The sequence below is a fragment of the Pseudomonas sp. C32 genome (assembly GCF_030417915.1).
Classification (GTDB): domain Bacteria; phylum Pseudomonadota; class Gammaproteobacteria; order Pseudomonadales; family Pseudomonadaceae; genus Aquipseudomonas.
The window spans coordinates 40586-64326 of record NZ_JAUHUK010000021.1; the positions used below are offsets into that span (position 1 = coordinate 40586).

Consider the following 23741-nt stretch of genomic DNA (forward strand, 5'->3'; position numbering starts at 1 on the left):
GGCCTTGATGTCGATCAGGGCTTGGGATCGTCGTCGTTCCACGGCGCCGAGAGGTAGCGTGTGCGGTTGAACGTTTCAAGCCACTCAGGGCAAAACACCACCAGCGCACTGACGATCATGCCGTTGATAAACGCTTCGGGAAAAATGATCAGCCACAGGTAACCGACAAAATCTTCCAGCCAGTACGGCATGGCAAAACGCTCGTCGAACCACAGCAGCCAAAGCGCCAGCAGCAGGCACAGCAACGCCGATAGCGCGGCGGCAAAGAAACCGGAAACGAAGATATACACAAAGGGATTTCGCGGCTGTGCCCGCTCCACCAGGATCGCGCAACACTCGGTGACCAGCACCGGCAACGCAATCAGCAGCGCGCCATTGACCCCGACGGCCGCCAGGTCCTGACGCCCGAGCAGCACCAGCCCCATTTGTGCAACCAACCCGCCGACCAGCGCCAAGGGCCAGTCCAGCAGTAGCGTCACCGCTGTCATGCCGATGAAGTGGTAAGACACGCCGGTATCGAAGTCGCGCCGCACCAGCCACAACAGAAACAGCGCGAACACCGTTCCAAACAGCAGATGCTGACGCCGGCTGTCGGTGAACAATTCAACCCACGGTGCGCGACAGATCGCCCAGATCAACACCGGCACATAGATCAGCCAGCCGACCGCAAGGGTCTGCGATGACAGCAACTCTGCACCGATCATGGCTATGCGCGCCTCCTGAGCGAAAAACAACAGACCCTCAGTCTACACCGCCCCTCGCCTGCCCTTCGACTTCAAGCCCAGTGCGCGGATCGTTCATCACCGCAGATAGGCCGGGGATGCGCAGGGCACGCTGTAGATCTGCCCGACGGCCTGCGCCACCATTTGTGAGTCGGCGAGCTCGGGCGCGATCGAAATCACCACATCGTGCCCCTCCTCCAGCGGATCGGGATCCATAAGCCTCCTTCGAACGGTGATTGTTACGTTTCATGTAAGGCTGCATCCGCCGTTCGCCCCTTTATCCGTGGGTGGCAAAGACTAAAATTCAAACATCGAAACCGACACGGAGCACGCCAACATGAAAACGTTGATCAGCCTGTTGCTGACCGTCATCGCCACCTCGGCCATGGCCGCCGACAACGCCCCTCTCGCGGGCCAGTACAACCCCGCGCAGCCACTGGACATCGCCAAGGTGGTTTCGGTGTCGGACACCGCAACCGCGTGCGGGGTTGTACCGGCGACCATGGAGTACGTCGATCATCAGGGCCAGACCCACCGCGTGACCTACAACGTCATCGGTGATTGCACCAGCAGCCTGTGATCAATGGCTCACAGCAAGGTCCACGTATAGCTGAGGATCAAGCGGTTCTCGTCGATATCACTGCGGTAGTTTGAGCGCGCCATCGCGTTGCGCACACGGATGCCAAGGCCTTTGAGGCTGCCGCTCTGCAACACATAGCCGACGTCCAGGTCACGCTCGCGATCCTTGCCTTCAAACCCCTTGCCAGTATCGACATTGTTGCCGCTGATGTAGCGCACTGTGCTGGTCAGCCCCGGTACGCCGAGCGCCGCGAAGTCGTAGTCGTAGCGCGCTTGCCAGGAGCGCTCATCGGTATAGGCGAACTCGTACGTCGGCACTTCGTTGCCCAGCGGTGAGATGTTGGCGAATACCCGTGGAAACGCGCTGTCGCCGAACATGCCCTGATAGCCGACGTAAAATGTGTGGCCGCCACGCTTGGCCGACAGCAACGAGAAGAACGCCTGGTTGTCGATGTTGCCCAGCAGTTTTTTGCCGTCCTCTCGCGAGTCGTAGTAACCGAGGTTGGCGCCGAGGACCCAGTCGCCCACCGGCTCACTGTGCTTTAAACCGAGAAAACGCTGGTTGTAGATATCTTCCAATTGCCCGTACCAGGCGCTGACCGTGCTGCGCTTGTCGTTGAAGGCATAATCAGCGCCGGCAAAATTGAAACCGTCACTGCTGACCTGACGCTGCGGCACATGACCCAGCATCGCTTGCATCTTTTCGTCGCCCGCCTCGTTGCGCAGGCTGGTTGAACTCAAATGACCACCTTGCAGCGTCAGGCCATTGATCTCGTTGGAGGTGATGCTTGCGCCCTGATAACTCGGTGGCAGCAGGCGAATATCGCTGAATGCCAACACCGGCAGATTGGGTTGCAGCTCACCGACTTTCAGCTCGGTTTTGGAGTAGCGCATCTTCAACGCGCCTTCCAGACGGCTGTAGTTGTCCGCCGCCCGGCCGTCGTCCTGCACCGGCAGCAAACCGGTATTGACCCGGTCCGGGCTGCTATCGAGCTTGAGGCCGAGCAGGCCGATGACGTCCACACCCAACCCGACGGCGCCCTGCGTGTACCCGGACTTCACGTTGAGAATGAAGCCTTGCGCCCACTCTTCTGCCTTCGATTGCTGGTTAGCGCCGACGATGTCGGAGTAGTCGCGACTGAAGTAATAATTGCGTGCCTGCAACGTCGCCGTGGTGTCTTCGATAAAGCCTTTTTCGGCCGCCATCGTGCCGGTGGAGAAACTCGAGACGACAGCCAGGGACAACGCTGAACCGGTTGTTGGGAGAATCTGTTTCATCGTTTTTCTCTTGTTGTTATTTTTCGACTGGTTGAAGGACTTCAGGTGCAGTGGATTTACGAGGGAGGACGGGACGACGGGCGCTCAAAAGCACATGGGTGACCATGCCGAAAATCAGCCCCCAGAATGCCGCAGACAAACCGAACAACGACATGCCCGACGCCGTGACCAGAAAGGTCACCAGCGCGGCTTCGCGATCGCTCGGCACCGCCATCGCGCCCGTCAACGCGCCAGCAATGGCGGCAAACAAGGCCAGCCCGGCCAGTGCCGCGATCAGCTCTTTGGGGAACGCTGAAAACAGCGAGACCAATGTGGCGCCGAAGATCCCCAACAGCAGGTAACACAGGCCGCCGACGACCCCGGCCACGTAGCGTTTACGAGGATCTTCGTGGGCTTCGCGACCGGTGCAGATCGCCGCAGTGATCGCCGCCAGATTCAGTCCATGGCAACCAAACGGTGCCAACAGTGCCGTGCCCAGCGCGCTGCTGGCGATGATCGGGCTCGCCGGCGTTGGGTATCCGCTGGCACGCAGCACCGCCATACCGGGCACGAACTGACCGGTCAGCGCCACCATCACCAACGGCAAGGCGATGTTCAGGATCGCGCCCAGGCTGAACGCCGGCGTGATCCACACCGGTGTGGCCAGGCCGATCACCAGCGCCTCACGATGCAAATCACCGGAGATCGCGGCAATCGAGCACCCCACCAACAACACCATCATCACCGCATAACGCGGCATCACACGCTTGCAGATCAGGTACGTGGCAAACATCGCCAGGACCAGCATCGGCTTGTGCTGCATCGACACGAACAACCCGGTGCCGAAACTGAACAGGATCCCCGCCAGCATCGCCGCGGCGATGGCGGAGGGCAGCTTGCTGATGATCCGGTCGAAAGCGCCCGAGATGCCCACCACGAAAATGATCAGGCTGCTGACCAGATAAGTCCCCACCGCTTCTGCCATGGAGATGTCCGGCAATAGCGTCACCAACAACGCCGAGCCCGGCGCCGACCAGGCGATGATCACCGGAACGCGGTAGCGCAGGCTCAAACCGATACCGAGCACAGCGCTGCCAATGGAGATCGCCCAGATCCAGGACGACAACACTTCTCGCGAAAGATGTGCCGCTTCTGCCGCCTGAAAGATGATCACCAACGGACCGGCATAGGAAATCACCGTGGCAATGAATCCAGCCACGGCGGCTGACAACGAGAAGTCCTGGAAAAACGCTTTCATGATTTCAGGCACCGGTCGCTGAGAGAGCCGGGTTGACGCCAGCGGCGCTGCGTCGACTGCTGATGGCGAACACGGTCATGGCCAGGGCCGCTACAGCACCGGGCAAGGCAAACGCCATGAAGTTCAGTTGCAGGGGCAAGCTGATCCCGAGCAGGGCACCACCCAGCAGCGGACCGACGATGGCCCCGTTGCGCCCGATGCCCGACGCCCAGCCCAGACCGGTAGAACGAATCGTCATCGAATAAAACTGCGCGGCGCAGGCGTACAAAAGAATCTGCGAGCCAATGGTGGTGGCACCCGCAATGGCGATCAGCAGGTACAACACCGGCATCGGGCTGTTGAAGCCCAACAGCGTGATCGACACCGCCGCCATGGCGAAAAACACCGCCAGCACTTTCGGCAGATTGAGTTTGTCGCCCAACACCCCGCCGCCGACCGCGCCGAAGATCGCACCGAAGTTCAACACCAGCAGGAACGACAGGCTCGAACCCAGGCTGTAACCGGCGTTGGCCATCAGTTTCGGCAACCAGGAACTCAGCGCGTACACCATCAACAGGCAGCAGAAAAACGCCAGCCACAGCATCAGCGTGCGCAGCGCGCGGCCTTCACGGAACAACTGCAACACCGGGGTGCCCGTACCTTTCACTTCGGCCATGTGCAATTGATCAGACGTTTGCGCGACGTAGGCCGGATCGATGCGCTGAAGAATGTTTCGCGCTTCTTCATTACGCCCCTGACGCAACATGAAGCCCACCGATTCGGGCAGGAAATACATGATCAGCGGCAACAACAGCAACGGCAGGACCGCCACGTAAAACACCGACTGCCAGCCGAAACTCGGGATCAGCACAATGCCCAGCCCGGCGGACAGCATGCCGCCCACCGAGTAACCGCTGAACATGATCGCGACCAGCGTGCTGCGGATTTTTTTCGGCGCGTACTCGTTCATCAGCGCCACCACGTTAGGCATCACGCCGCCAATGCCGAGCCCGGCAATGAAGCGACAGAGACCGAACTCCGTGGGGTTGCGGGCAAATCCGTTGAGCACCGTGAAACCACTGAAGAGCATCACGCAGATCGTGATGGCTTTCTTGCGGCCGATCCTGTCCGACAGCGGTCCGAAGAACAGCGCGCCGAACATCATGCCGAACAGTGCATAGCTGCCCAGTGCACCCGCTTGCAGAGGACTGAGCCCCCACTCTTTCATCAGCATCGGCAAAACCACGCCATAGATCACCAGATCGTAACCGTCGAAGATGATGATCAGGGCACACCAGAACAGCACCATCCAGTGAAAACGGTTGAAGCGAGCGTTGTCGATAACCTCATGTACGTCGATCTTGCGCATGGCATATATCTCTTGTTGTTGTTTTTTTAGAGCGTCGGTAACACGGCTTACGTCCGTACAGCCGAGGGTAGAGCTACCCGAAACGTGGCAATAGCCAGTGAGCGCAGATCACTATCCGTTTTGTGCAGAGCCCTGAAACGGGCATGGGAGCGGAAGGCTATGAGCCTCTGCGAGAAAATTGTCTTCTTTGCGATCACATTTGAACGCTAAGCTTGGGCCTATGGATGACTCAGATTATTTACGCCTGCTGACCATCGCGGCCGAGCAAGCCAACGCGTTCCTGTCCAATGCCCGCAAATGGGAGCGTGAGCGTTGGGTCTGCCAGCGCCTGTTGCAAGGCTTGAACATCCCCTACCGCGCCGACGAGTTCGCCCCTGCCGGGGAGCCGCCGGACGTGCTGTTTCGCGACGCCAACTTCGAAGTGTTCTTTGTGCTCGATGAAGGCCGGCGCCTCAACGATGAATGGCGCGACGAACTGCAACGTCGGCGCAGCGCGTTTTCCCTGAGCCAATTGGTGCGCCGCGAGGCCAAGCCACGACGCATTCCCGCCAATGAGTTCCTGCTGCGACTGGCGCCGACCTTGCGCAAAAAAGCCCACAACTACAAAGAACGCGGCATGGACCTGGGCGAGCTGGACATCATCGCCTTCGCCAGCCTCAAGCGAGAGGTGCTGGACCTCAACAGCCACTTCCCTCCACCCACTGAATATCTGCGCCAGGGCTGGAGATCGTTGTCGCTAGTCGGCCCAACGTTCGCCCGCGTGCTGTTCGCCCACCCGGAGGCACCGGATTTCCTGCGCAGCAACTTGGGGCGCAGCATTGTGTTCGACGTCGGAATCAGCCTGTGAGCCCATTGCAGCAACTGATTGCCGACGTGCCGCAACAAGGGCGCGTGCGCTGGATTGGCGTACGCCCCCAATCACATACGCAGATGATTGAACTGGACGCCGTGGAAGCACGACTTGAAGCCGGCCTGACGGGCGATCACGCCCGCCCCGGCGTGCGTAATGCGCGGCAGGTGACACTCATTCAGTGGGAACATCTGGCGGTGATCAGTTCGCTGCTGGGCCGTGCCCAGGATCATCCGGTCGGGCCTCAAGATCTGCGGCGCAATCTCGTTATCAGTGGGATCAACCTGTTCAGCCTCAAGGGTCGGCGATTTCGCATCGGCCAGGCGATTTTCGAAACCACCGGTTGGTGCCAACCCTGTGCACGCCTTGAAAACAACCTCGGCCCCGGCACCTTCCAGGCCGTGCGGGGGCATGGCGGAATCACCGCCCGGGTGTTACAAAGTGGCATCATTCGCCTGGACGATACAGTGAACGTCGAGCCTGTTCCGGACAGCGGCTATGCTGCGTTCAACCCCGGGTAAAACCCCTGTAGCTTCTACACATTTAGCAACGTCTACTGACGAGGCCCAAATATGACCAGCCGCCTGAACCCCGACGACCAGAAGCATGTCGAAGAGTACCTGCACTTGTCCCAGCACCAAGTCGAGCGCCGGCCTTTCCGGCCGTGGATGCTCCTTGTACTGGTCCTGGCAGTGACCATTGGTCTGGGCCTGTTGAGCCGACTTATCAGTTACCTGACGCTATGAGCTGCCTTGCGCTCGCTTGGGTAACGACAAAGATTTCCTTTAGCCTTGCGAGTTATCCCCATGTCCCATCGTATTGTTATTGTCGGCGGCGGCGCCGGCGGTCTGGAGTTGGCTACCCGTCTGGGTAAGACTCTGGGCAAGCGCGGCACGGCCAGCGTGATGCTGGTCGACGCGAACCTGACCCACATCTGGAAACCGTTGTTGCACGAAGTGGCGGCCGGTTCCCTGAACTCCTCCGAAGACGAACTCAACTATGTAGCCCAGGCGAAATGGAACCACTTCGAGTTCCAGCTGGGGCGCATGAGCGGGCTTGATCGTGCGAACAAGAAAATCCAGCTCGCCGCCACTTATGACGAAGCCGGTCTGGAATTGGTACCCGCACGTGAAGTGCCTTACGACTCGCTGGTGATTTCCGTCGGCAGCACCACCAATGATTTCGGCACTCAAGGTGCGGCGCAGCATTGCCTGTTCCTCGACACCCGCAAACAGGCCGAGCGCTTTCACCAACAACTGCTCAACCACTACCTGCGCGCCCATGCGGGGCAGACCGATACCGTCGAGCAGATCAGCGTAGCCATCGTCGGCGCCGGTGCCACCGGGGTCGAACTGGCCGCCGAACTGCACAACGCCGCTCACGAATTGGCGGCTTACGGTCTGGACCGAATCAAACCGGAAAACATGCACATCACCTTGATCGAAGCCGGCCCACGGGTATTACCCGCACTGCCGGAACGGATTGGTGGACCTGTGCATAAAACCCTGGAGAAGCTCGGGGTCAACGTCATGACCAATGCGGCGGTCAGTGAAGTCACGGCCGACAGCCTGATCACCGCCGATGGCAACGAGATCAAGGCCAGCCTGAAAGTCTGGGCAGCGGGGATTCGTGCACCGGGCTTCCTCAAGGACATCGATGGTCTGGAAACCAACCGCATCAATCAGCTGCAAGTGCTACCGACCCTGCAAACCACCCGCGACGAGAACATCTTCGCCTTCGGTGACTGCGCGGCCTGCCCGCAACCGGGCAGTGATCGCAACGTCCCGCCACGTGCTCAAGCGGCGCATCAACAGGCTTCGTTGCTGGCCAAATCGCTGAAATTGCGCATCGAAGGCAAAGCGCTACCAGAGTACAAGTACACCGATTACGGCTCGCTGATCTCGCTGTCGCGTTTTTCGGCTGTGGGTAACTTGATGGGCAACCTCACCGGCAGCGTGATGCTCGAAGGCTGGCTGGCCCGGATGTTTTACGTGTCGCTGTACCGCATGCACCAGATGGCGCTGTACGGACCGTTCCGCACGGCGATGCTGATGCTGGGCAGCAAGATCGGGCGTGGCACCGAGCCACGCTTGAAACTGCACTAAGATCCGAGGGCCTCTTCGCTGGCAAGCCGGCTCCTACAGGACTGCATCGATCTTGTAGGAGTTGGCTTGCCAGCGAAGCTTCTCATGGGCGCCACAAAAAACCGGAACAAAAAAAAATCCCCGTATCTTTCGATACGAGGATTTTTAATATGGTCGGGGTAAGGGGATTCGAACTCCTGACATCCTGCTCCCAAAGCAGGCGCGCTACCGGACTGCGCTATACCCCGGTAAAAAAAAGGCGACCTTTCAAAAGTCGCCTTCTTCGATCAGCGCTTTTGGCCTCTGATCTTAAGATTCGATTCCAGCGTTGACTGGTTTCAAAAATGGTGGGTCGTGTGGGATTCGAACCTACGACCAATTGGTTAAAAGCCAACTGCTCTACCAACTGAGCTAACGACCCAAAAATGGTCGGGGTAAGGGGATTCGAACTCCTGACATCCTGCTCCCAAAGCAGGCGCGCTACCGGACTGCGCTATACCCCGGTTTGAAATTGGCTCCGTGACCAGGACTCGAACCTGGGACCCAATGATTAACAGTCATTTGCTCTACCGACTGAGCTATCACGGAACTACACATTTCAATTTACAACTTTGAAGCTTTACTGCGTTCTCTTCGACCCGTTCGCATCGCTGCGTTCGTGTGTCTGAGGCGCGCTATTCTACAATCTTCAGCACCTCTGTCAACCCCCTAAATTGCTTTCAAGTTAATGATTTGCAACTTATTTTGGATTCCTGCTTGGGGAGCGGAAACCCTGGCGGGTGACTTACTGCGGGGCGCACTTTACAAGCCTTTTCCTTTGAGTTCAACAGCCTAACGAAAAAAAGGCCTCGCAATGCGAGGCCTTTTCGATTTTGCCGCGGTTATGGATCAAACGAATACGATTTCGTCGTTCTCCACCACACCGTGAGCGGTATCGCCCGGCATGAACCGACCGGACAGAATCAACTGCGCCAGCGGGTTCTCGATCCAGCGCTGGATCGCTCGTTTGAGCGGCCGTGCGCCGTACACCGGGTCGTAACCGACCGCGATCAGCTTATCCATCGCCTCGGGGCTGAGATCAAGCTTCAGCTCCCGTTCGGTCAGACGGCTGCGCAGACGACCCAACTGGATCTCGGTGATGCCTGCGATCTGATCCCGCGCCAAAGGCTCGAAGATCACCACTTCGTCGACCCGGTTGATGAACTCCGGCCGGAAGTGGCTGGAAAGCGCATCCATCACCGCCGCACGCTGCGCATCACGATCACCGACCAGTTCCTGGATCTGTACCGACCCCAGGTTGGAGGTCATGACAATCACGGTGTTCTTGAAATCCACCGTGCGGCCATGGCTGTCGGTCAGGCGACCGTCTTCAAGTACTTGCAGCAGGATGTTGAACACATCCGGGTGCGCCTTCTCGACTTCGTCCATCAGAATCACCGAGTAAGGCTTGCGACGCACCGCCTCGGTCAGGTAACCGCCCTCTTCATAACCAACATATCCTGGTGGCGCACCGATCAAGCGAGCCACGGAATGTTTCTCCATGAACTCGGACATGTCGATCCGCACCATCGCCTCTTCTGTATCAAAGAGGAATTCAGCCAGCGCCTTGCACAGCTCGGTTTTACCGACACCGGTCGGGCCGAGGAACATGAACGATCCGCTCGGCCGATTCGGGTCGGACAACCCGGCACGGGAACGCCGCACTGCGTTGGAAACGGCCACCACCGCTTCTTCCTGGCCGATCACACGTTGGTGCAACAGGCTTTCCATCTTCATCAGCTTGTCGCGCTCGCCTTCGAGCATCTTCGACACCGGAATACCGGTCCACTTCGACACGACTTCAGCGATCTCTTCTTCAGTCACCTTGCTGCGCAGCAACTGGTTCTCGCTTTTGCCATGCTGGTCGACCATTTGCAGGCTGCGTTCCAAGTCCGGGATCACCCCGTACTGCAACTCAGCCATGCGGTTCAGGTCGCCTTTGCGGCGGGCGGATTCCAGTTCCTGACGGGACTGTTCGATCTTCTGCTGGATCTGCGCAGAGCCCTGAACCTCGGCTTTTTCCGAGTTCCAGATTTCTTCCAGATCCGAGTACTCACGCTCAAGCCGAGCGATTTCTTCCTGTAGTTTTTCCAGACGTTTCTTCGCCGCGTCGTCGCTTTCTTTCTTCAGTGCCTGGGATTCCACCTTCAGCTGAATCAGGCGACGTTCCAGACGGTCCAGCACTTCCGGCTTGGAGTCGATCTCCATGCGGATGCGGCTGGCGGCCTCGTCGATCAGGTCGATGGCCTTGTCCGGCAACTGCCGGTCAGTGATGTAACGATGGCTGAGCTTGGCCGCCGCGATGATCGCACCGTCGGTGATCGCCACCTTGTGGTGAACTTCGTAGCGCTCTTTCAGGCCACGCAGGATCGCAATGGTGTCTTCTTCGCTCGGTTCGTCCACCAGTACTTTCTGGAAGCGCCGCTCAAGGGCCGCATCCTTCTCTATATATTGACGGTACTCGTTGAGCGTGGTCGCACCGACGCAATGCAACTCACCGCGCGCCAGGGCCGGTTTGAGCATGTTGCCTGCGTCCATCGAGCCTTCGCCTTTACCGGCGCCGACCATGGTGTGCAGTTCGTCGATGAACAGGATGATCTGCCCTTCCTGCTTCGACAGCTCATTGAGCAGGGATTTCAGACGCTCTTCGAACTCACCGCGATATTTGGCACCGGCAATCAACGCCCCCATATCCAGGGACAGCAGGCGCTTGCCCTTCAAACCATCCGGCACTTCGCCATTGATGATGCGCTGGGCCAGGCCTTCGGCGATGGCGGTTTTACCCACGCCAGGCTCACCGATCAGCACCGGGTTGTTCTTGGTGCGGCGTTGCAGCACCTGGATTGTGCGGCGAATTTCGTCGTCACGGCCGATCACCGGATCAAGCTTGCCGTCTTCGGCGCGCTTGGTCAGGTCGACGGTGTACTTATCCAGCGCCTGACGCGACTCCTCATGGTTCGGGTCGTTGACGGCCTCGCCACCACGCAGGTTGTTGATCGCGTTTTCCAGGGCTTTCTTGCTCACGCCCTGGCCGAGCAACAGCTTGCCGAGCTTGCTGTTTTCGTCCATAGCGGCAAGCAGCACCAGCTCGCTGGAGATGAACTGGTCGCCTTTCTGCTGCGCCAGACGGTCGGCCTGATTCAGCAGGCGCGCCAGATCCTGCGACATGTTCACGTCACCGGTCGGGTTCTGGATTTTCGGTAGCTGGTCGAGCTCTTTGGTCAGCTCTTTACGCAGGCTGTTGATGTCGAAGCCCACCTGCATCAGCAGGGGCTTGATCGAACCGCCCTGCTGCTCGAGCAAAGCTTGCATCAAGTGCGCGGGCTCGATGGCCGGATGATCGAGGCCGACTGCCAGGGATTGGGCATCGGACAACGCTAACTGCAATTTGCTGGTTAAACGGTCTATACGCATGGGTCACCTTCCTTTTGAGCAGGCCGGACCTATAAAACGTCCTGAATGAAGAAACCTGCCAGATACCACAATAGATGAGGTCGATTCTGGGAGTTTCAAGCGTCGCGACGTTGATGCAGGTCAGGGAAGCTTAGTGGGCGAGCCAGATCAGGGAGGCGAACCGACCGGTGCGAGGGGCACGGCGGTAAGAAAAGAAACGCGGGTCGGTCACGGTGCAAAAACCGCCACCGAAGACAGCGGTGACGCCGCGAGCGGCCAGACGCAGGCGTGCAAGCAGATAGATGTCAGCCATGAATTTGCCGGGGTTTTGACTCGGCACGAAGGCATCAGCCGCTTGCGGCAACTGCTGCACGAAGGTTTCGCGCACCTCAGGCCCCACTTCAAAAGCTTGCGGGCCGATTGCAGGGCCAAGCCAGACCAATACTTCGGCAGGTGGTACCGCCAGGCTGTCGAGGGTAGCTTCCAGTACACCCGCCGCCAGCCCACGCCAACCGGCATGGGCTGCTGCGACGCGAGTGCCGGCACGGTCACAAAACAACGCTGGCAGACAATCAGCCGTCATCGCCGTGCAGGCGATACCGGGTGTCGACGTCCAGCTGGCATCGGCCGTGACCACCCGGCTTGGGTCCGCATGGGCCACGACAGTGCCGTGGACCTGCTGCAGCCAGGCCGGTTGAATGGAGAAATGCTCGGTAAGACGACGGCGGTTTTCGGCGACAGCTTCGGGGCTGTCGTCGACATGATCGCCGAGATTGAGGCTGTCGAACGGCGCCAGACTGACGCCGCCCGCACGGGTGGTGACGCAGGCTTTGACCCCGGCCGGCGCGGGCCAGTCAGGAATCAGCCAGTCATTCATCCGATGAACGCCTCACGGTCTTGCTTGAGCAGGGTCAGCAACCAGACGAAATCTTCCGGCAACGGCGATTCCCAGCTCATGCGCACACCGGTCGTCGGATGATCCAGTTCCAGGAACCGCGCATGCAGCGCCTGACGCGGGAAGCTTTTCAGCGACTCGACCATGGTCGGGTTGGCGGCTGGCGGAATGCGGAAACGGCCGCCGTAGGCAGGATCTCCGACCAACGGGAAGTTGATGTGCGCCATGTGCACGCGAATCTGGTGCGTACGACCGGTTTCCAGCTTCACCCGCACGTGAGTGTGGGAGCGGAAACGCTCGAGCACACGGTAATGGCTGACGGCTTGCTTGCCACCTTCCATCACCGCCATGCGCTGGCGCTGCTGGCCGTGGCGACCGATCGGTGCATTGATCTTGCCACCGGCCGTCACCACACCAATCACGATGCACTCATAGATGCGGCTGACGCTGCGGCTCTGCAACTGTGTAACCAGCTGCGTCTGCGCTTGAATGGTCTTGGCCACTACCATCAGACCGGTGGTGTCCTTGTCCAGACGATGCACGATACCGGCGCGGGGCACATTGATGATGTCCGGCACGTGGTGCAGCAAGGCGTTGAGCAGCGTGCCGTCGGCATGACCGGCAGCCGGATGCACCACCAGGCCCGCAGGCTTGTTGATCACCAGGATGTCGTCGTCTTCATAGACGATATCCAGGGCAATGTCTTGAGCGACCCATTCACCTTGAGCTTCCTGCTCGGCAGTCAACTCAAGGATGGCGCCGCCATGGACGATGTCTCGCGGGCGGATAACCGCCCCATCCACAGTCAGGCGGCCGTCTTTGATCCAGGCGGAAAGGCGCGAGCGCGAGTGCTCAGCGAATAATTGTGCGGCGACTTGATCGAGGCGTTGGCCGCCCAATTCGGACGGCACCTCTGCGCGAAGTTCAATTTTATCGGACATGCTCAGACTAGGCGTCGGCACAGCCTTTGGTTTCGGCTGCGCGCTTGTGGTTAAATACGGCGTCTTTTGCCCCGAGGCTATTCAACGGGGCGCTCATCATAACAGGACGGCCACGCCCAAGACAGCGGCCGTCATAGGGACGCAAGCCGCCATGCAAGTGAAACACCTGCTGCTGATCGCCATCCTCGCATTGACCGCTGCTTGCTCATCGAAGGAAGTCGTAGACGAAAACCTCAGTGAAGTGGAGCTGTACCAGCAGGCTCAAGCCGACCTGGACAATAGCAGCTACACCAGCGCCATCGCCAAGCTGAAGGCTCTGGAATCGCGTTATCCGTTCGGTCGCTATGCCGATCAGGCGCAACTCGAGCTCATCTACGCCAACTACAAGAACACCGAGCCAGAGGCTGCAAAGTCTGCTGCGGAGCGTTTCATTCGTTTGCACCCACAGCATCCGAACGTCGATTACGCTTACTACCTCAAGGGTCTGACTTCTTTCGATCAGGACGTCGGCCTGCTGGCGCGTTTCCTGCCGCTGGACATGACCAAGCGTGACCCGGGCGCCGCCCGCGACTCTTATAACGAGTTCGCCCAGCTGACCAGCCGCTTCCCGAACAGCCGCTACGCACCGGATGCCAAGCAGCGCATGATCTATCTGCGCAACCTGCTGGCCGCCTACGAAATTCACGTGGCCGACTACTACCTGACCCGTCAGGCTTATGTCGCCGCTGCGAACCGCGGTCGTTACGTGGTGGAAAACTTCCAGGAAACCCCTGCGGTCGGCGACGGCCTGGCAGTGATGACCGAGTCCTACATGCGCCTTCACCTGGATGAACTGGCCGCCACCAGCCTGGAAACCCTGAAGCTCAACTACCCGAACCACCCAAGTCTGGTAGATGGTCAGTTCGTACCGTCGGTGGCCGAAGCCGACAACCGTTCGTGGCTGAGCAAGGCGACCCTGGGTGTGATCGAGTCCCGTCCGCCGCTGCCACCAGGCGAAACCCGCGCCAACCAGGACGTGCAGCGGCAGTTCCAGGCCGCCAAGGACGCAATCCCTAGCGAGCTCAAGCCTAAAGACGCCGAAGGCGACGTGATCGAAGAAGAAAATCACGAGGCGGAAGGCAACAACGACGACCGTTCCTGGTTCAGCTACATGACCTTCGGTGTGTTCGACTGACACCTGGGTTGCATAAAAAGGGAGACTTTCGAGTCTCCCTTTTTTATTTCAGCGTTTTATTACGCTGTGCGCCTGCGAGGTCCTTGGCTAAACTGCCAACTCATCATTCAAAAAGCAGCTCACCATGCTTCGTCTATTGTTCTGGATTGCCCTGATTGCCGCAGCAGTATGGTTCTGGCGCAAGTTCAAGGGTCAGTCCTCTGCCCCAAAATCTCCTGGCGAGCGAGAAGCCGCGCCGATGGTCCGTTGCGCCCATTGCGGTGTACATCTGCCCCGCGACCGTGCCCTGAATCTGGAACAACAATGGTATTGCAGCCAGGCTCATCTTGAGCAAGGCCCAGGCTCCAGTGACCGCTGAGACAATCAGTCCCGGCGACAAACAGGCCAAGCGACTGCTGCGCCTCTATCATCTGTACCGTTTGACCATTGGCATCATCCTGGTGCTGATTTCCAGCGACATGGACAACCCACTGCTGACGTCTGCCAACGACGCTTTATTGCGCAGTGGCAGTTGGTTGTATCTGGCCCTGAATATTTTGCTGGTGGTGTTTCCCGGAAACACACGACGCCCCGGGCAAATGTTCAGTCTGGCGCTGATCGACGTTCTACTGCTCAGCGGCCTGTTCTACGCCGCCGGCGGTGTCGCCAGCGCCATTGGCAATCTCCTGATCGTCTCGGTGGCCATCAGCAATACCCTGTTGCGAAGGCGTCTCGGCCTGTTGATTGCCGCTGTCGGTGCTTTGGGCATTGGCGGTTTCAGCGTACTCCTGAGCCTCGATCATTCCGCCAGCGCCAATGATTACCTGCAAGTGGGTACGCTCGGCACCCTGTGCTTTGCAGCGGCATTGCTGGTGCAAGGCCTGACACGGCGCGTTGAAGTCAGCGAAACCCTGGCGCAACAGCGGGCCAGCGAAGTGGTCGGCCTCGAAACCCTCAATACCCTGATCCTGCAACGCATGCGCACCGGCATCCTGGTGCTCGACGAACGTCGATACGTGCAACTGGCCAACCACGGCGCCCTGAACCTGCTTGGTTGCGGCACCCTCGACGGCCGATCGATCGACGACTGCGCTCCAGCCCTGGTCGAGCGCCTGCAACGGTGGCTCGACAATCCGGTTCGTCGCCCCCAGAGCCTTAAAATCGAACGCACCGGCCTGGAGTTGCAACCGAACTTCATAGCGCTAGACCAAAGCCCACAACACCAGACGCTGGTCTTCCTCGAAGACCTTGCCCACATCGCACAGCAGGCCCAGCAATTGAAGCTCGCAGGCCTGGGCCGTTTGACCGCCAGCATCTCCCATGAAATCCGCAATCCGCTGGGCGCCATCAGTCATGCCGCACAACTGTTGCGCGAATCAGAGGAACTGAACGCTGCCGATCGCCGTCTGACGCAGATTATTCAAGATCACTCCCAGCGCATGAATCGTGTCATCGAAAACGTCCTGCAATTGTCCCGCCGCGAACAAACCGTGCCGCAACGGCTCGACCTGAAACCGTGGCTGGAGCACTTCGTGGTGCAGGCCCGCGAAGTAACAAGCCAGAACCAGCACATTCATCTGAACATCGGCGCCGGGGATTTCAAAACCCTGATGGACCCGAACCAGTTGAGCCAGATCCTCGATAACCTGTTGCGTAATGCCTGGCGCCACAGCAGCCAGGAGCAAGCGCAGGTTCGGCTTGATCTGTTCATCGACCGCGACAGCCAACTACCGACCCTCGACATCCTCGACAACGGCCCCGGAGTTGCCCCGGAGTTGCAAACGCATCTGTTTGAACCGTTTTTCACCACCAGCCCGCAAGGCACAGGCCTGGGGTTGTATCTGTCCCGTGAGCTGTGCGAAAGCAATCAGGCCCGCCTGGACTTCAAGCCACACCAAGAGGGCGGCTGCTTTCGCATCACCTTTGCTCACGGACGGAAACAAAGTTGAACATGGGACTACGGCAAAAAGTCCTGGTCGTCGATGACGAGCCGGACATCCGCGAACTCCTGGAAATCACCCTGGGACGGATGAAACTCGAGACCTTCAGTGCCCGCAATGTTGCCGAGGCGCTGGCGCTATTGAAACGCGAGACCTTCGACCTGTGCCTGACCGACATGCGTATGCCGGACGGCTCCGGCCTTGAGCTGGTGCAATACATCCAGCAACGTTATCCACAGGTGCCCGTGGCGATGATCACGGCTTATGGCAGCCTCGACACCGCGATCAATGCGCTCAAGGCCGGGGCCTTCGACTTTTTGACCAAACCGGTGGACCTCACCCGCCTGCGCGAACTGGTCACCAACGCCCTGCTGCTCCCCGTTGCAGAGGTCGCCATTGACCGACGTTTGCTCGGTGATTCATTGCCGATGCGCACGCTGCGCAAGCACATCACCAAACTGGCGCGCAGTCAGGCACCGGTGTACATCAGTGGCGAATCCGGTAGCGGTAAAGAATTGGTCGCGCGCCTGATCCATGACCAGGGCCCCCGCGCCAACCAACCGTTCATTCCGATCAACTGCGGAGCGATTCCGTCGGAACTGATGGAAAGCGAGTTTTTTGGCCACCGCAAAGGCAGCTTCAGCGGTGCCATCGAAGACAAGCCCGGCCTGTTCCAGGCGGCCCAAGGCGGTACCCTTTTCCTCGACGAAGTGGCTGATCTGCCACTGGCGATGCAAGTCAAACTGTTGCGCGCCATTCAGGAAAAAGCCGTGCGCCGTGTCGGCGGGCAGCAGGAGACGGTGGTTGATGTACGCATCCTTTGTGCAACGCACAAGGACCTGGATGCCGAAGTCGCCGCCGAGCGCTTTCGACAGGATCTGTACTACCGCTTGAACGTCATCGAGATTCGAGTGCCACCTTTGCGCGAGCGCCGCGATGACATCGAAACACTGTCCAGTCACATGCTCAAACGCCTCGCCGCCGACACCGGTCAACCTGCGGCAAAACTCCACCCGCAAGCCCTCGATGCGCTGAAAAGCTACCGCTTCCCTGGCAACGTCCGGGAGCTGGAAAACATGCTCGAACGTGCGCATACGTTGTGCGAGAACAAGCAGATCGAAGCGAGCGACTTGCGCCTGGCCGAAGGCAACTGCGCCGTCGAAGGCGGCCTGCCGGATCTGACGCAGATCGACAATCTGGAAACCTATCTGGAAAACGTCGAACGCCAGTTGCTGCTTCAGGCGCTGGAAGAAACCCGCTGGAACCGTACGGCGGCGGCTCAGCGGTTGAACCTTTCGTTCAGGTCGATGCGGTATCGATTGAAGAAATTAGGGTTGGATTAAGCATTAAAGATCGCAGCCTTCGGCAGCCCCTACAGGGCTGCGATCTTTTGACTGTACGTCAGATCCGCCCGCTCGGCGCATACGGCGCCGGATCAATAATCGGCGCCCGCCCCAGCATCACATCGGCAAACAACTGGCACGATGCTGGCGCCAGCACCAACCCGTTACGGTAGTGCCCGCAGTTGAGCCAGAGCCCTTCAAACCCCGGTACTCGACCGATGTAAGGAATGCCCTCCGGCGATCCCGGGCGTAATCCGGCCCAATGTCCGACCACTTCGGCGTCGGCCAGGGCAGGAATCAATTCCTCCGCCGAGGCCTTGAGGCTTTCCAGCGCCGACCGGGTGGGTGTCTTGTCGAAACCTTCATGTTCCAGTGTGCTGCCGATCAGGATGTGACCATCGCGCCGGGGTATCGCATAACGCCCCTTGGCCAGAACGATACTCGGCAGGAAATCCGCCGCGCACTTGTAGAGGATCATCTGCCCTTTCACGGGCTCGACGGGCAGTTCAAGGCCCAGGCCCTTGAGCAGATCACCGCTCCATGCGCCTGCGGTCAAGACCACTTGATCGCCATGGATGACACCAGTGGCCGTGTGCACGCCGACCACTTTATCGCCGTCACGAACAAACCCGCTGACTTCGCATTGCTCATGAATCGTCACGTTCGGCAGCGCCAGCAACGCGGCCTTCAGCGACTTCACCAGGCGTGGATTACGCACATTGGCCACATCGGCCATGTGGATCGCCCGGGAAAAACCGCCGCCCAGCACCGGAACCGCGTCGTGAGCCGCCGAGATATCCACAGCCCTCAAAGGACGGTTTTCCCGAACGGCCCAAGCCAGCGCTTCGGCCTCGTCATTCAGGTCGAGCCAGTACAGGCCAGTGATATGCACTTCAGGATCGACGCCAGTCGCTGCAAACAAGCGCTCGCCCAGCTGTGGATAAAAATCCTGGGACCAATGAGCCAACGCAGTCACTGCCGGGCTGTAGCGCCACGGGTAAAGTGGCGAAACGATCCCGCCGCCGGCCCAGGAAGATTCCTGGCCGACGCTCGAACGATCCAGCAGCACAACACTCTGCACTTCGGACGCCAGATTGAATGCCGTCAGCAAACCAATCACACCGCCGCCGACAATCACCACTTGCTGTTGCCTGGTCATGTTCTGATCCAACCATTCATTAGACATAGGGCGCAAAAGGCACCCGAAAGAAATCTCAACGCCCCCAGCAATCCTTGGTGGTCAGGCCGGATGCGGCGTTGACCATGCCGAGCACACCGGTGTTGGTGATGGTGAAATCACCACACTTGTCTGTGGCCATGCTGCCGTCCGCCTTGCGCACAGCCGTCAGCAGGAAGGACTGGTCGGTCAGCGTCGAAGTAATCGTGTAGTAGTCGTTGCCGGGGCTCAGGCCGGCAGCACCGGTGTAGGCATTTTTTTGCGAATAGAAGCGCTCAAGCATCTGCGCTTGTTCAGACAGCAGCCCGGCCATTTCGGCGCGTCGCCCTTTCTGCAGATATTCGGTAAAACTCGGTGCAGCAATGGTCATGACAATACCGATGATTGCAATCACGATCATGATTTCGATCAGGGTAAAGCCGCGGTTGAATCTGTGCATACCTCAACTCTCACTTACTGTATTTGTCGCCACATGATGCGACGGCTGCCGCCGCCGGTTTTTTCCACCCCTTGGGCATTGTCGCCACTGGAGTCACTGTCGATTTCGGTGTTGTCATCGTCAATGGCGCTTGTGTCCTCTCCGACAAACACAACCCCGCTTGAAATCGCATCGGGGTTATCGACCACGCCATCGCCATTACTGTCGAGCATCTTAACGCTGAACGCCTCGGGCAGCTTCAGGCAGATTGGCCTGAGCCCGACTTTGTCATGATAGAAACCATACCAGTGACCAGAGGCCAGGCAACGCTTCCGGTTCAGGGCGGGCTTGTCCGGCGGTGAAAAGGACCAGGCGGGAACTGCAAGACACATCGCCAAAACAGCGCCGCACACACGAATCCGAAAACCTACGCGCTGCTCAATATTTCGCATAAGTGCTCTCCACCACACTGCGAGAACTGCCCACAATGCCTACCGCTGTTACCCGGTACAGCGTCGCTGGCGTATTGATCGGCACGTTCACCACATTTCGTACGACACCTAAATTTTGCACGCCATAAAAGCCCTTGCCGGATGCGATCCACGTCACCCCCGACGTGGTATTGAACCCTGCTGCCGTTATCACCGACGACTCAGCCGGTGGCGCGCATTGGCGAACACCGCTGCACACCGGCAGCGAATAGCTGTCTCGCTGCACTGCGCTTTCGCCCACTCGCAGCACGGCTTCGGCGCTCTGGAACGTTTGATTGCGCAGAGCCACACTGCCGGCCATTTTTTCCTGCAGCGTGGCACTCTGCATCGATGAAATGCCGATCAGCGTCAGCAACAACAAAAACACCAGACTGACCAGCAGCGCCATGCCGCGCTCGGATTGGCAACTCATTGATCGCCCTCTCACAGCAAGCGGTTGCGCAAGGCGGCAACCACATTGAAGGTTTGATCACGGACCCTGTGGTTGGGGTCATACAGCGTCAGCGTCAGACGAACGCTGCGGATGCGCGCAGGGTCCGTCGGGTTGCTGCTGTAACTGGACGCGCCGATGTCAGTGGCGGAACTGGCGAGACCGAAGCTCACATCGAACGCGCTGACATTATTCACCAGCACCTGTTGTGCACCCTCTCCGCTCCCCATCGACAGTTGATTGTTGCTGAAGCGGTAAATCACCCGCCGGATCGGAAACGCCAGTTGCCCCGGTGGGGGCGTCGAGGCCTCGCTATGTGCCGTTGCACTGTTGCGACAATCGGAAATCACCGTCCAGCTGGGCTTGCCGCCATTGCTGCCGACATCCGCCGTTATCAACGTCAATTTGCGGGCGGAGTTGTCCCAACGAATCGGCGACATCTGGCTTGCCGCGAAGTCCTTTTTCAAGCTCGAATCGGTGATCGTCCCCTGGCAGCCGAACATGCCGACCATACGGATTTCCTGGATCAGTTTGCTCAGCACGAAACGCGCATCTTCCTGCATGGTGGCTGCGGCGTTCTGGCTGAGATACGTGTTTTTGGACGCGATGAACACTTGCACTACACCCAGCACGACGATCAGGCTCAGCGCCAGGGCGATCAGCAATTCGATGAGGCCAAAGCCTTTGCTGCCGCGGCTCACGGGGTCATCACCGGGTCGACGGTTGCGCGGCTGGTCAGGACGAAGCTGCGTCGCGAATCAGCCATGTTGGCCGCTCGCGAGTCGTCCCATTCGATGGTGATCGTGTACACCCGTTGATTGACGGTGATGCTGCCGGTGGCAGTGGGGCCGCCAAAACCGATGATATTGGTGTTGAAGTCGTAAAGATCCTGATCCCGGGTAACGTTCAGGTTGCCCGACGCGGGTGGCGCAACGGTGTAATCGGCAGTCGCGTTGGCGCGAATGCGGTCCATCATGTCGTAGGCGATAAAGCTCGCCTGGCTGCTCATGCGTGAACTGTCCGTGTACTTCAGCGCATTGAGCTGTAATGCCGCCGCCCCCAGCAACCCCACGCCGAGTATCAACAACGCCACCAGGACCTCGATCAGCGTCATGCCCTTTTGTACAGACCTGCTCCCTGCCCTCATCCGCAACTTCCACCCAAAAGAATCCGTCCGTTCAAACACACATTCAGCGTCCTGCTTTGCTCGCCCAGCACATGACTGATCACCACCCCTGTGGACGGTGATGACAACCCGCCCAGTGGATCGAAATCGATGGCAGTGACCTCTGAGGTTAGCGTCAGGTTTGCACCGCTGCTCATCGCCGGAATAACCCGCAACACATTGGCCAATTTGCCAGTACCGTCATAAACCGCCAGCGCCCCGGTCCAGACACTGTCCCCTGCCATCGGTCGAAGCCGCGTAGTGGCGCCTCGATCGATGGCCTCGAGTCGGGCGAAGTTCAAGCCGCGTTGCAGATCATTGATTTCGGTATCAGCCTTGGTCGATTGCGCCGACCGGGTAAATGCCGGCACGGCCAGCGTCATCAGTACCAGCAAGATCGCAATTGCGAGCAGCAACTCGATCAGCGTGAAACCTTTTGTACGATGATCCATCGATGTCCTCCGTTGCCGTCGGCTATACCTGCATTAACACGCCTGCACATTCGGCCGGCGCTCACACAAGGAACGCGTAAGCCACAGCACTCCAGGGAGGAGGACGTCATGCATCAACGAGGTTTCAGCCTGATTGAACTGCTCATGGGACTGGCAATTGCCGGAATTGTTCTGCAATTGGTCAGCCCGGCGTTCGCTGCACTCAATGAATCGAACCATCGCGAGCAAGCCGCACAGTCGCTTTACGGTGGAATACGCACCGCCAGGACCGAAGCCATCACCCGCAATCAGGCCGTGGTGATCTACGGCATCAACGGCGACTGGAGCCAGGGCTGGCGGATCATTCTGGATATCAGTGGCAAGGGGTATAAGGACAGCCAAAATCCGCTGCTGGCCGAGCGTCTGAGCGCTGCGCAAGTGCCCGTTGCCGGGAATCAAACTGTCCGGCATTTCGTCAGGTTCAGCAGTTTGGGCGAACCGCAGTTCGCCAAAGGGGGCTTTCAAGCGGGGACGTTACACATTTGCGCAGCCCGCGAACCGGTGAGCCACCAGCAAGTCGTGCTGGCGCCCTCCGGTCGCGTCAGTCTGCGCAGCGACAAGGCTGAACAGGCGTTATGCACAGAAGGGAAGAAACTCAGAGCAGCGAGCGGACGCGCAACTCTTTAGGCATCGAGAACGTGATGTTCTCTTCGCGCCCAGCCAGCTCATCGGCACCGGTGGCGCCCCAAGCCTGCAACTGCTGGATCACGCCACGCACCAGGACTTCAGGTGCGGAGGCTCCGGCGGTAATGCCAATGCGCTCGACACCGTCGAACCAGCTCTTTTGCAGGTCTTCGGCGCCGTCGATCAGATAGGCCGGCGTAGACATGCGCTCGGCGAGTTCGCGCAGGCGATTGGAGTTGGAGCTGTTCGGGCTGCCGACCACCAATACCACATCGCACTCGTCGGCCAGTTGCTTGACTGCGTCCTGACGGTTTTGCGTGGCGTAGCAGATGTCATCCTTGCGCGGACCACCAATGGCCGGGAAACGCGCACGCAGTGCGTCGATAACGCGGCTGGTGTCGTCCATCGACAGCGTGGTCTGGGTCACGAACGCGAGTTTTTCCGGGTTATTCACCTGCAACGCAGCCACATCTTTCTCGTCTTCGACCAGATAGATCGCGCCGCCATTGCCCTCGTCGTACTGGCCCATGGTGCCTTCGACTTCCGGGTGACCGGCGTGGCCGATGAGGATGCATTCACGGCCGTCACGGCTGTACCGCGCGACTTCGATATGGACTTTGGTCACCAGCGGGCACGTGGCGTCGAATACTTTCAGCCCACGCCCCGTCGCTTCAGTACGCACGGCCTGGGAAACACCGTGGGCGCTGAAGATCACGATGACATCGTCCGGCACCTGATCCAGCTCTTCGACAAAGATCGCGCCACGGGAGCGCAGGTCTTCAACGACAAACTTGTTATGGACCACTTCATGGCGCACATAGATCGGTGGCCCGAAAACTTCCAGGGCGCGGTTGACGATTTCGATCGCCCGGTCCACACCGGCGCAGAAGCCACGGGGGTTGGCGAGTTTGATTTGCATGCTGTGCCTCGTGTCTTGCGCGCGAAAACAATGAAAAACCATTGTGGGAACGAGCCTGCTGTGGCGAGGGGGCTTGCCCCCGTTCGATTGCGTAGCAATCGTAAACAGACACCGCAGGCTCATTCAGAAGCGACGCGGCCGGTTTCAGGGGCGCTTCGCACCCCAACGGGGGCAAGCCCCCTCGCCACAAAGGCTCGCGCCCACATTTTTGATCGTGTCCGATC

Annotated in this window: 25 protein-coding genes, 4 tRNA genes and 1 pseudogene; 10 read left to right on the plus strand and 20 right to left on the minus strand. The window is 59.2% G+C overall.

From position 1 onward, the window contains the following. Nucleotides 1-14: 14 nt before the first annotated feature. Both QYH43_RS21865 and QYH43_RS21870 read right to left on the minus strand, forming a co-directional pair. Nucleotides 15-704: an energy-coupling factor ABC transporter permease gene (locus tag QYH43_RS21865; protein WP_095057144.1), complete on the minus strand. Its 690-nt coding sequence runs from the start codon at nucleotides 702-704 to the stop codon at nucleotides 15-17. 102 nt (nucleotides 705-806) lie between these two features. Beyond that, nucleotides 807-935: pseudogene (locus QYH43_RS21870) on the minus strand (LysR family transcriptional regulator); the annotation flags it as partial. Nucleotides 936-1059: 124 nt separating this feature from the next. On the opposite strand from QYH43_RS21870, the gene QYH43_RS21875 reads away from it, so the two are divergent. Beyond that, on the plus strand, nucleotides 1060-1302 hold the full coding sequence (locus tag QYH43_RS21875) for a DUF2790 domain-containing protein (protein WP_095057145.1): 243 nt from the start codon (nucleotides 1060-1062) through the stop codon (nucleotides 1300-1302). 8 nt (nucleotides 1303-1310) lie between these two features. Here QYH43_RS21875 and QYH43_RS21880 read toward each other — a convergent pair whose 3' ends face one another. Genes QYH43_RS21880 through QYH43_RS21890 form a run of 3 tightly spaced genes read right to left on the minus strand, consistent with a single transcriptional unit; the run spans nucleotide 1311 to nucleotide 5164 of the window. Further along, nucleotides 1311-2579, minus strand: a complete 1269-nt coding sequence (locus tag QYH43_RS21880) for an OprD family porin (protein ID WP_301158076.1) — start codon at nucleotides 2577-2579, stop codon at nucleotides 1311-1313. A gap of 16 nt (nucleotides 2580-2595) precedes the next feature. Next, nucleotides 2596-3816, minus strand: coding sequence for a benzoate/H(+) symporter BenE family transporter (locus QYH43_RS21885; RefSeq protein ID WP_301158077.1), 1221 nt, complete (start codon nucleotides 3814-3816; stop codon nucleotides 2596-2598). 4 nt (nucleotides 3817-3820) lie between these two features. Beyond that, entirely contained in the window at nucleotides 3821-5164 is a 1344-nt protein-coding gene (locus QYH43_RS21890) for an aromatic acid/H+ symport family MFS transporter (RefSeq protein ID WP_095057148.1), read from the minus strand. A 220-nt stretch (nucleotides 5165-5384) separates the two neighbouring features. Here QYH43_RS21890 and QYH43_RS21895 point away from each other — a divergent pair, with 220 nt between their 5' ends. Genes QYH43_RS21895 through QYH43_RS21910 form a run of 4 tightly spaced genes read left to right on the plus strand, consistent with a single transcriptional unit; the run spans nucleotide 5385 to nucleotide 8119 of the window. Continuing rightward, nucleotides 5385-6011: a DUF1780 domain-containing protein gene (locus tag QYH43_RS21895; protein ID WP_095057149.1), complete on the plus strand. Its 627-nt coding sequence runs from the start codon at nucleotides 5385-5387 to the stop codon at nucleotides 6009-6011. After that, on the plus strand, nucleotides 6008-6535 hold the full coding sequence (locus QYH43_RS21900; protein ID WP_301158078.1) for an MOSC domain-containing protein: 528 nt from the start codon (nucleotides 6008-6010) through the stop codon (nucleotides 6533-6535). Before QYH43_RS21895 ends, QYH43_RS21900 begins: the two co-directional genes overlap by 4 nt. Nucleotides 6536-6586: 51 nt before the next feature. Beyond that, complete coding sequence (locus QYH43_RS21905; protein WP_085718464.1) at nucleotides 6587-6760, plus strand: DUF3094 domain-containing protein; 174 nt, start codon at nucleotides 6587-6589, stop codon at nucleotides 6758-6760. Between the two features lie 60 nt (nucleotides 6761-6820). Next, nucleotides 6821-8119, plus strand: a complete 1299-nt coding sequence (locus QYH43_RS21910) for an NAD(P)/FAD-dependent oxidoreductase (RefSeq protein ID WP_301158079.1) — start codon at nucleotides 6821-6823, stop codon at nucleotides 8117-8119. Nucleotides 8120-8269: 150 nt separating this feature from the next. On the opposite strand, the gene QYH43_RS21915 is transcribed toward QYH43_RS21910, so the two are convergent. The 7 genes from QYH43_RS21915 to rluD all read right to left on the minus strand — a co-directional run bounded on the left by QYH43_RS21915 (nucleotide 8270) and on the right by rluD (nucleotide 13366). Next, nucleotides 8270-8346: transfer RNA gene (locus tag QYH43_RS21915), tRNA-Pro, on the minus strand. Nucleotides 8347-8443: 97 nt separating this feature from the next. After that, nucleotides 8444-8519: transfer RNA gene (locus QYH43_RS21920), tRNA-Lys, on the minus strand. Between the two features lie 5 nt (nucleotides 8520-8524). Beyond that, nucleotides 8525-8601 (minus strand) — tRNA-Pro (locus QYH43_RS21925). A 9-nt stretch (nucleotides 8602-8610) separates the two neighbouring features. Then, nucleotides 8611-8686, minus strand: a tRNA-Asn gene (locus QYH43_RS21930). Nucleotides 8687-8986: 300 nt separating this feature from the next. After that, complete coding sequence (clpB, locus tag QYH43_RS21935; RefSeq protein WP_095057152.1) at nucleotides 8987-11551, minus strand: ATP-dependent chaperone ClpB; 2565 nt, start codon at nucleotides 11549-11551, stop codon at nucleotides 8987-8989. Nucleotides 11552-11681: 130 nt separating this feature from the next. Beyond that, nucleotides 11682-12407, minus strand: coding sequence for a peptidoglycan editing factor PgeF (gene pgeF, locus QYH43_RS21940; protein WP_301158080.1), 726 nt, complete (start codon nucleotides 12405-12407; stop codon nucleotides 11682-11684). Next, nucleotides 12404-13366 carry a 23S rRNA pseudouridine(1911/1915/1917) synthase RluD gene (gene rluD / locus QYH43_RS21945; RefSeq protein ID WP_095057154.1) on the minus strand — a complete coding sequence of 321 codons (963 nt, stop codon included), beginning with the start codon at nucleotides 13364-13366 and terminating at the stop codon, nucleotides 12404-12406. The genes pgeF and rluD overlap by 4 nt, the downstream gene beginning before the upstream one ends. A 151-nt stretch (nucleotides 13367-13517) precedes the next feature. On the opposite strand from rluD, the gene QYH43_RS21950 reads away from it, so the two are divergent. The 4 genes from QYH43_RS21950 (at nucleotide 13518) to QYH43_RS21965 (ending at nucleotide 17802) form a co-directional block, all read left to right on the plus strand. After that, on the plus strand, nucleotides 13518-14540 hold the full coding sequence (locus tag QYH43_RS21950) for an outer membrane protein assembly factor BamD (RefSeq protein ID WP_095057155.1): 1023 nt from the start codon (nucleotides 13518-13520) through the stop codon (nucleotides 14538-14540). Between the two features lie 124 nt (nucleotides 14541-14664). Further along, the gene (locus QYH43_RS21955; RefSeq protein ID WP_082344551.1) at nucleotides 14665-14898 is read left to right on the plus strand and encodes a PP0621 family protein; all 234 of its coding nucleotides are present in this window, start codon (nucleotides 14665-14667) and stop codon (nucleotides 14896-14898) included. Further along, nucleotides 14888-16468 (plus strand): PAS domain-containing sensor histidine kinase, encoded by a 1581-nt coding sequence (locus tag QYH43_RS21960; protein WP_301158081.1) that lies wholly within the window; start codon nucleotides 14888-14890, stop codon nucleotides 16466-16468. Before QYH43_RS21955 ends, QYH43_RS21960 begins: the two co-directional genes overlap by 11 nt. A 2-nt stretch (nucleotides 16469-16470) precedes the next feature. Then, a complete protein-coding gene (locus QYH43_RS21965) occupies nucleotides 16471-17802 on the plus strand; it encodes a sigma-54 dependent transcriptional regulator (RefSeq protein ID WP_301158082.1) in 1332 nt (443 codons plus the stop codon). 58 nt (nucleotides 17803-17860) lie between these two features. Here QYH43_RS21965 and thiO read toward each other — a convergent pair whose 3' ends face one another. Genes thiO through QYH43_RS22000 form a run of 7 tightly spaced genes read right to left on the minus strand, consistent with a single transcriptional unit; the run spans nucleotide 17861 to nucleotide 21935 of the window. Then, complete coding sequence (thiO, locus tag QYH43_RS21970) at nucleotides 17861-18961, minus strand: glycine oxidase ThiO (protein WP_095057158.1); 1101 nt, start codon at nucleotides 18959-18961, stop codon at nucleotides 17861-17863. A 55-nt stretch (nucleotides 18962-19016) separates the two neighbouring features. Further along, nucleotides 19017-19418, minus strand: a complete 402-nt coding sequence (locus QYH43_RS21975) for a type IV pilin protein (protein WP_301158083.1) — start codon at nucleotides 19416-19418, stop codon at nucleotides 19017-19019. 14 nt (nucleotides 19419-19432) lie between these two features. After that, nucleotides 19433-19849, minus strand: coding sequence for a hypothetical protein (locus QYH43_RS21980; RefSeq protein ID WP_301158084.1), 417 nt, complete (start codon nucleotides 19847-19849; stop codon nucleotides 19433-19435). After that, the gene (locus QYH43_RS21985) at nucleotides 19836-20276 is read right to left on the minus strand and encodes a PilX N-terminal domain-containing pilus assembly protein (protein ID WP_095057161.1); all 441 of its coding nucleotides are present in this window, start codon (nucleotides 20274-20276) and stop codon (nucleotides 19836-19838) included. The genes QYH43_RS21980 and QYH43_RS21985 overlap by 14 nt, the downstream gene beginning before the upstream one ends. A gap of 35 nt (nucleotides 20277-20311) precedes the next feature. Then, entirely contained in the window at nucleotides 20312-21019 is a 708-nt protein-coding gene (locus QYH43_RS21990) for a PilW family protein (RefSeq protein WP_095057162.1), read from the minus strand. After that, the gene (gene pilV / locus QYH43_RS21995; protein WP_301158085.1) at nucleotides 21016-21465 is read right to left on the minus strand and encodes a type IV pilus modification protein PilV; all 450 of its coding nucleotides are present in this window, start codon (nucleotides 21463-21465) and stop codon (nucleotides 21016-21018) included. The genes QYH43_RS21990 and pilV overlap by 4 nt, the downstream gene beginning before the upstream one ends. After that, nucleotides 21462-21935, minus strand: coding sequence for a GspH/FimT family protein (locus tag QYH43_RS22000; protein WP_095057164.1), 474 nt, complete (start codon nucleotides 21933-21935; stop codon nucleotides 21462-21464). The genes pilV and QYH43_RS22000 overlap by 4 nt, the downstream gene beginning before the upstream one ends. A 108-nt stretch (nucleotides 21936-22043) precedes the next feature. On the opposite strand from QYH43_RS22000, the gene QYH43_RS22005 reads away from it, so the two are divergent. Then, nucleotides 22044-22601: a GspH/FimT family pseudopilin gene (locus tag QYH43_RS22005; protein ID WP_301158086.1), complete on the plus strand. Its 558-nt coding sequence runs from the start codon at nucleotides 22044-22046 to the stop codon at nucleotides 22599-22601. Here the strand turns inward: QYH43_RS22005 and ispH are convergent. Further along, nucleotides 22570-23517, minus strand: a complete 948-nt coding sequence (ispH, locus tag QYH43_RS22010) for a 4-hydroxy-3-methylbut-2-enyl diphosphate reductase (protein ID WP_095057166.1) — start codon at nucleotides 23515-23517, stop codon at nucleotides 22570-22572. The two genes, QYH43_RS22005 and ispH, sit on opposite strands and share 32 nt — an antisense overlap. Nucleotides 23518-23741: the final 224 nt, after the last annotated feature.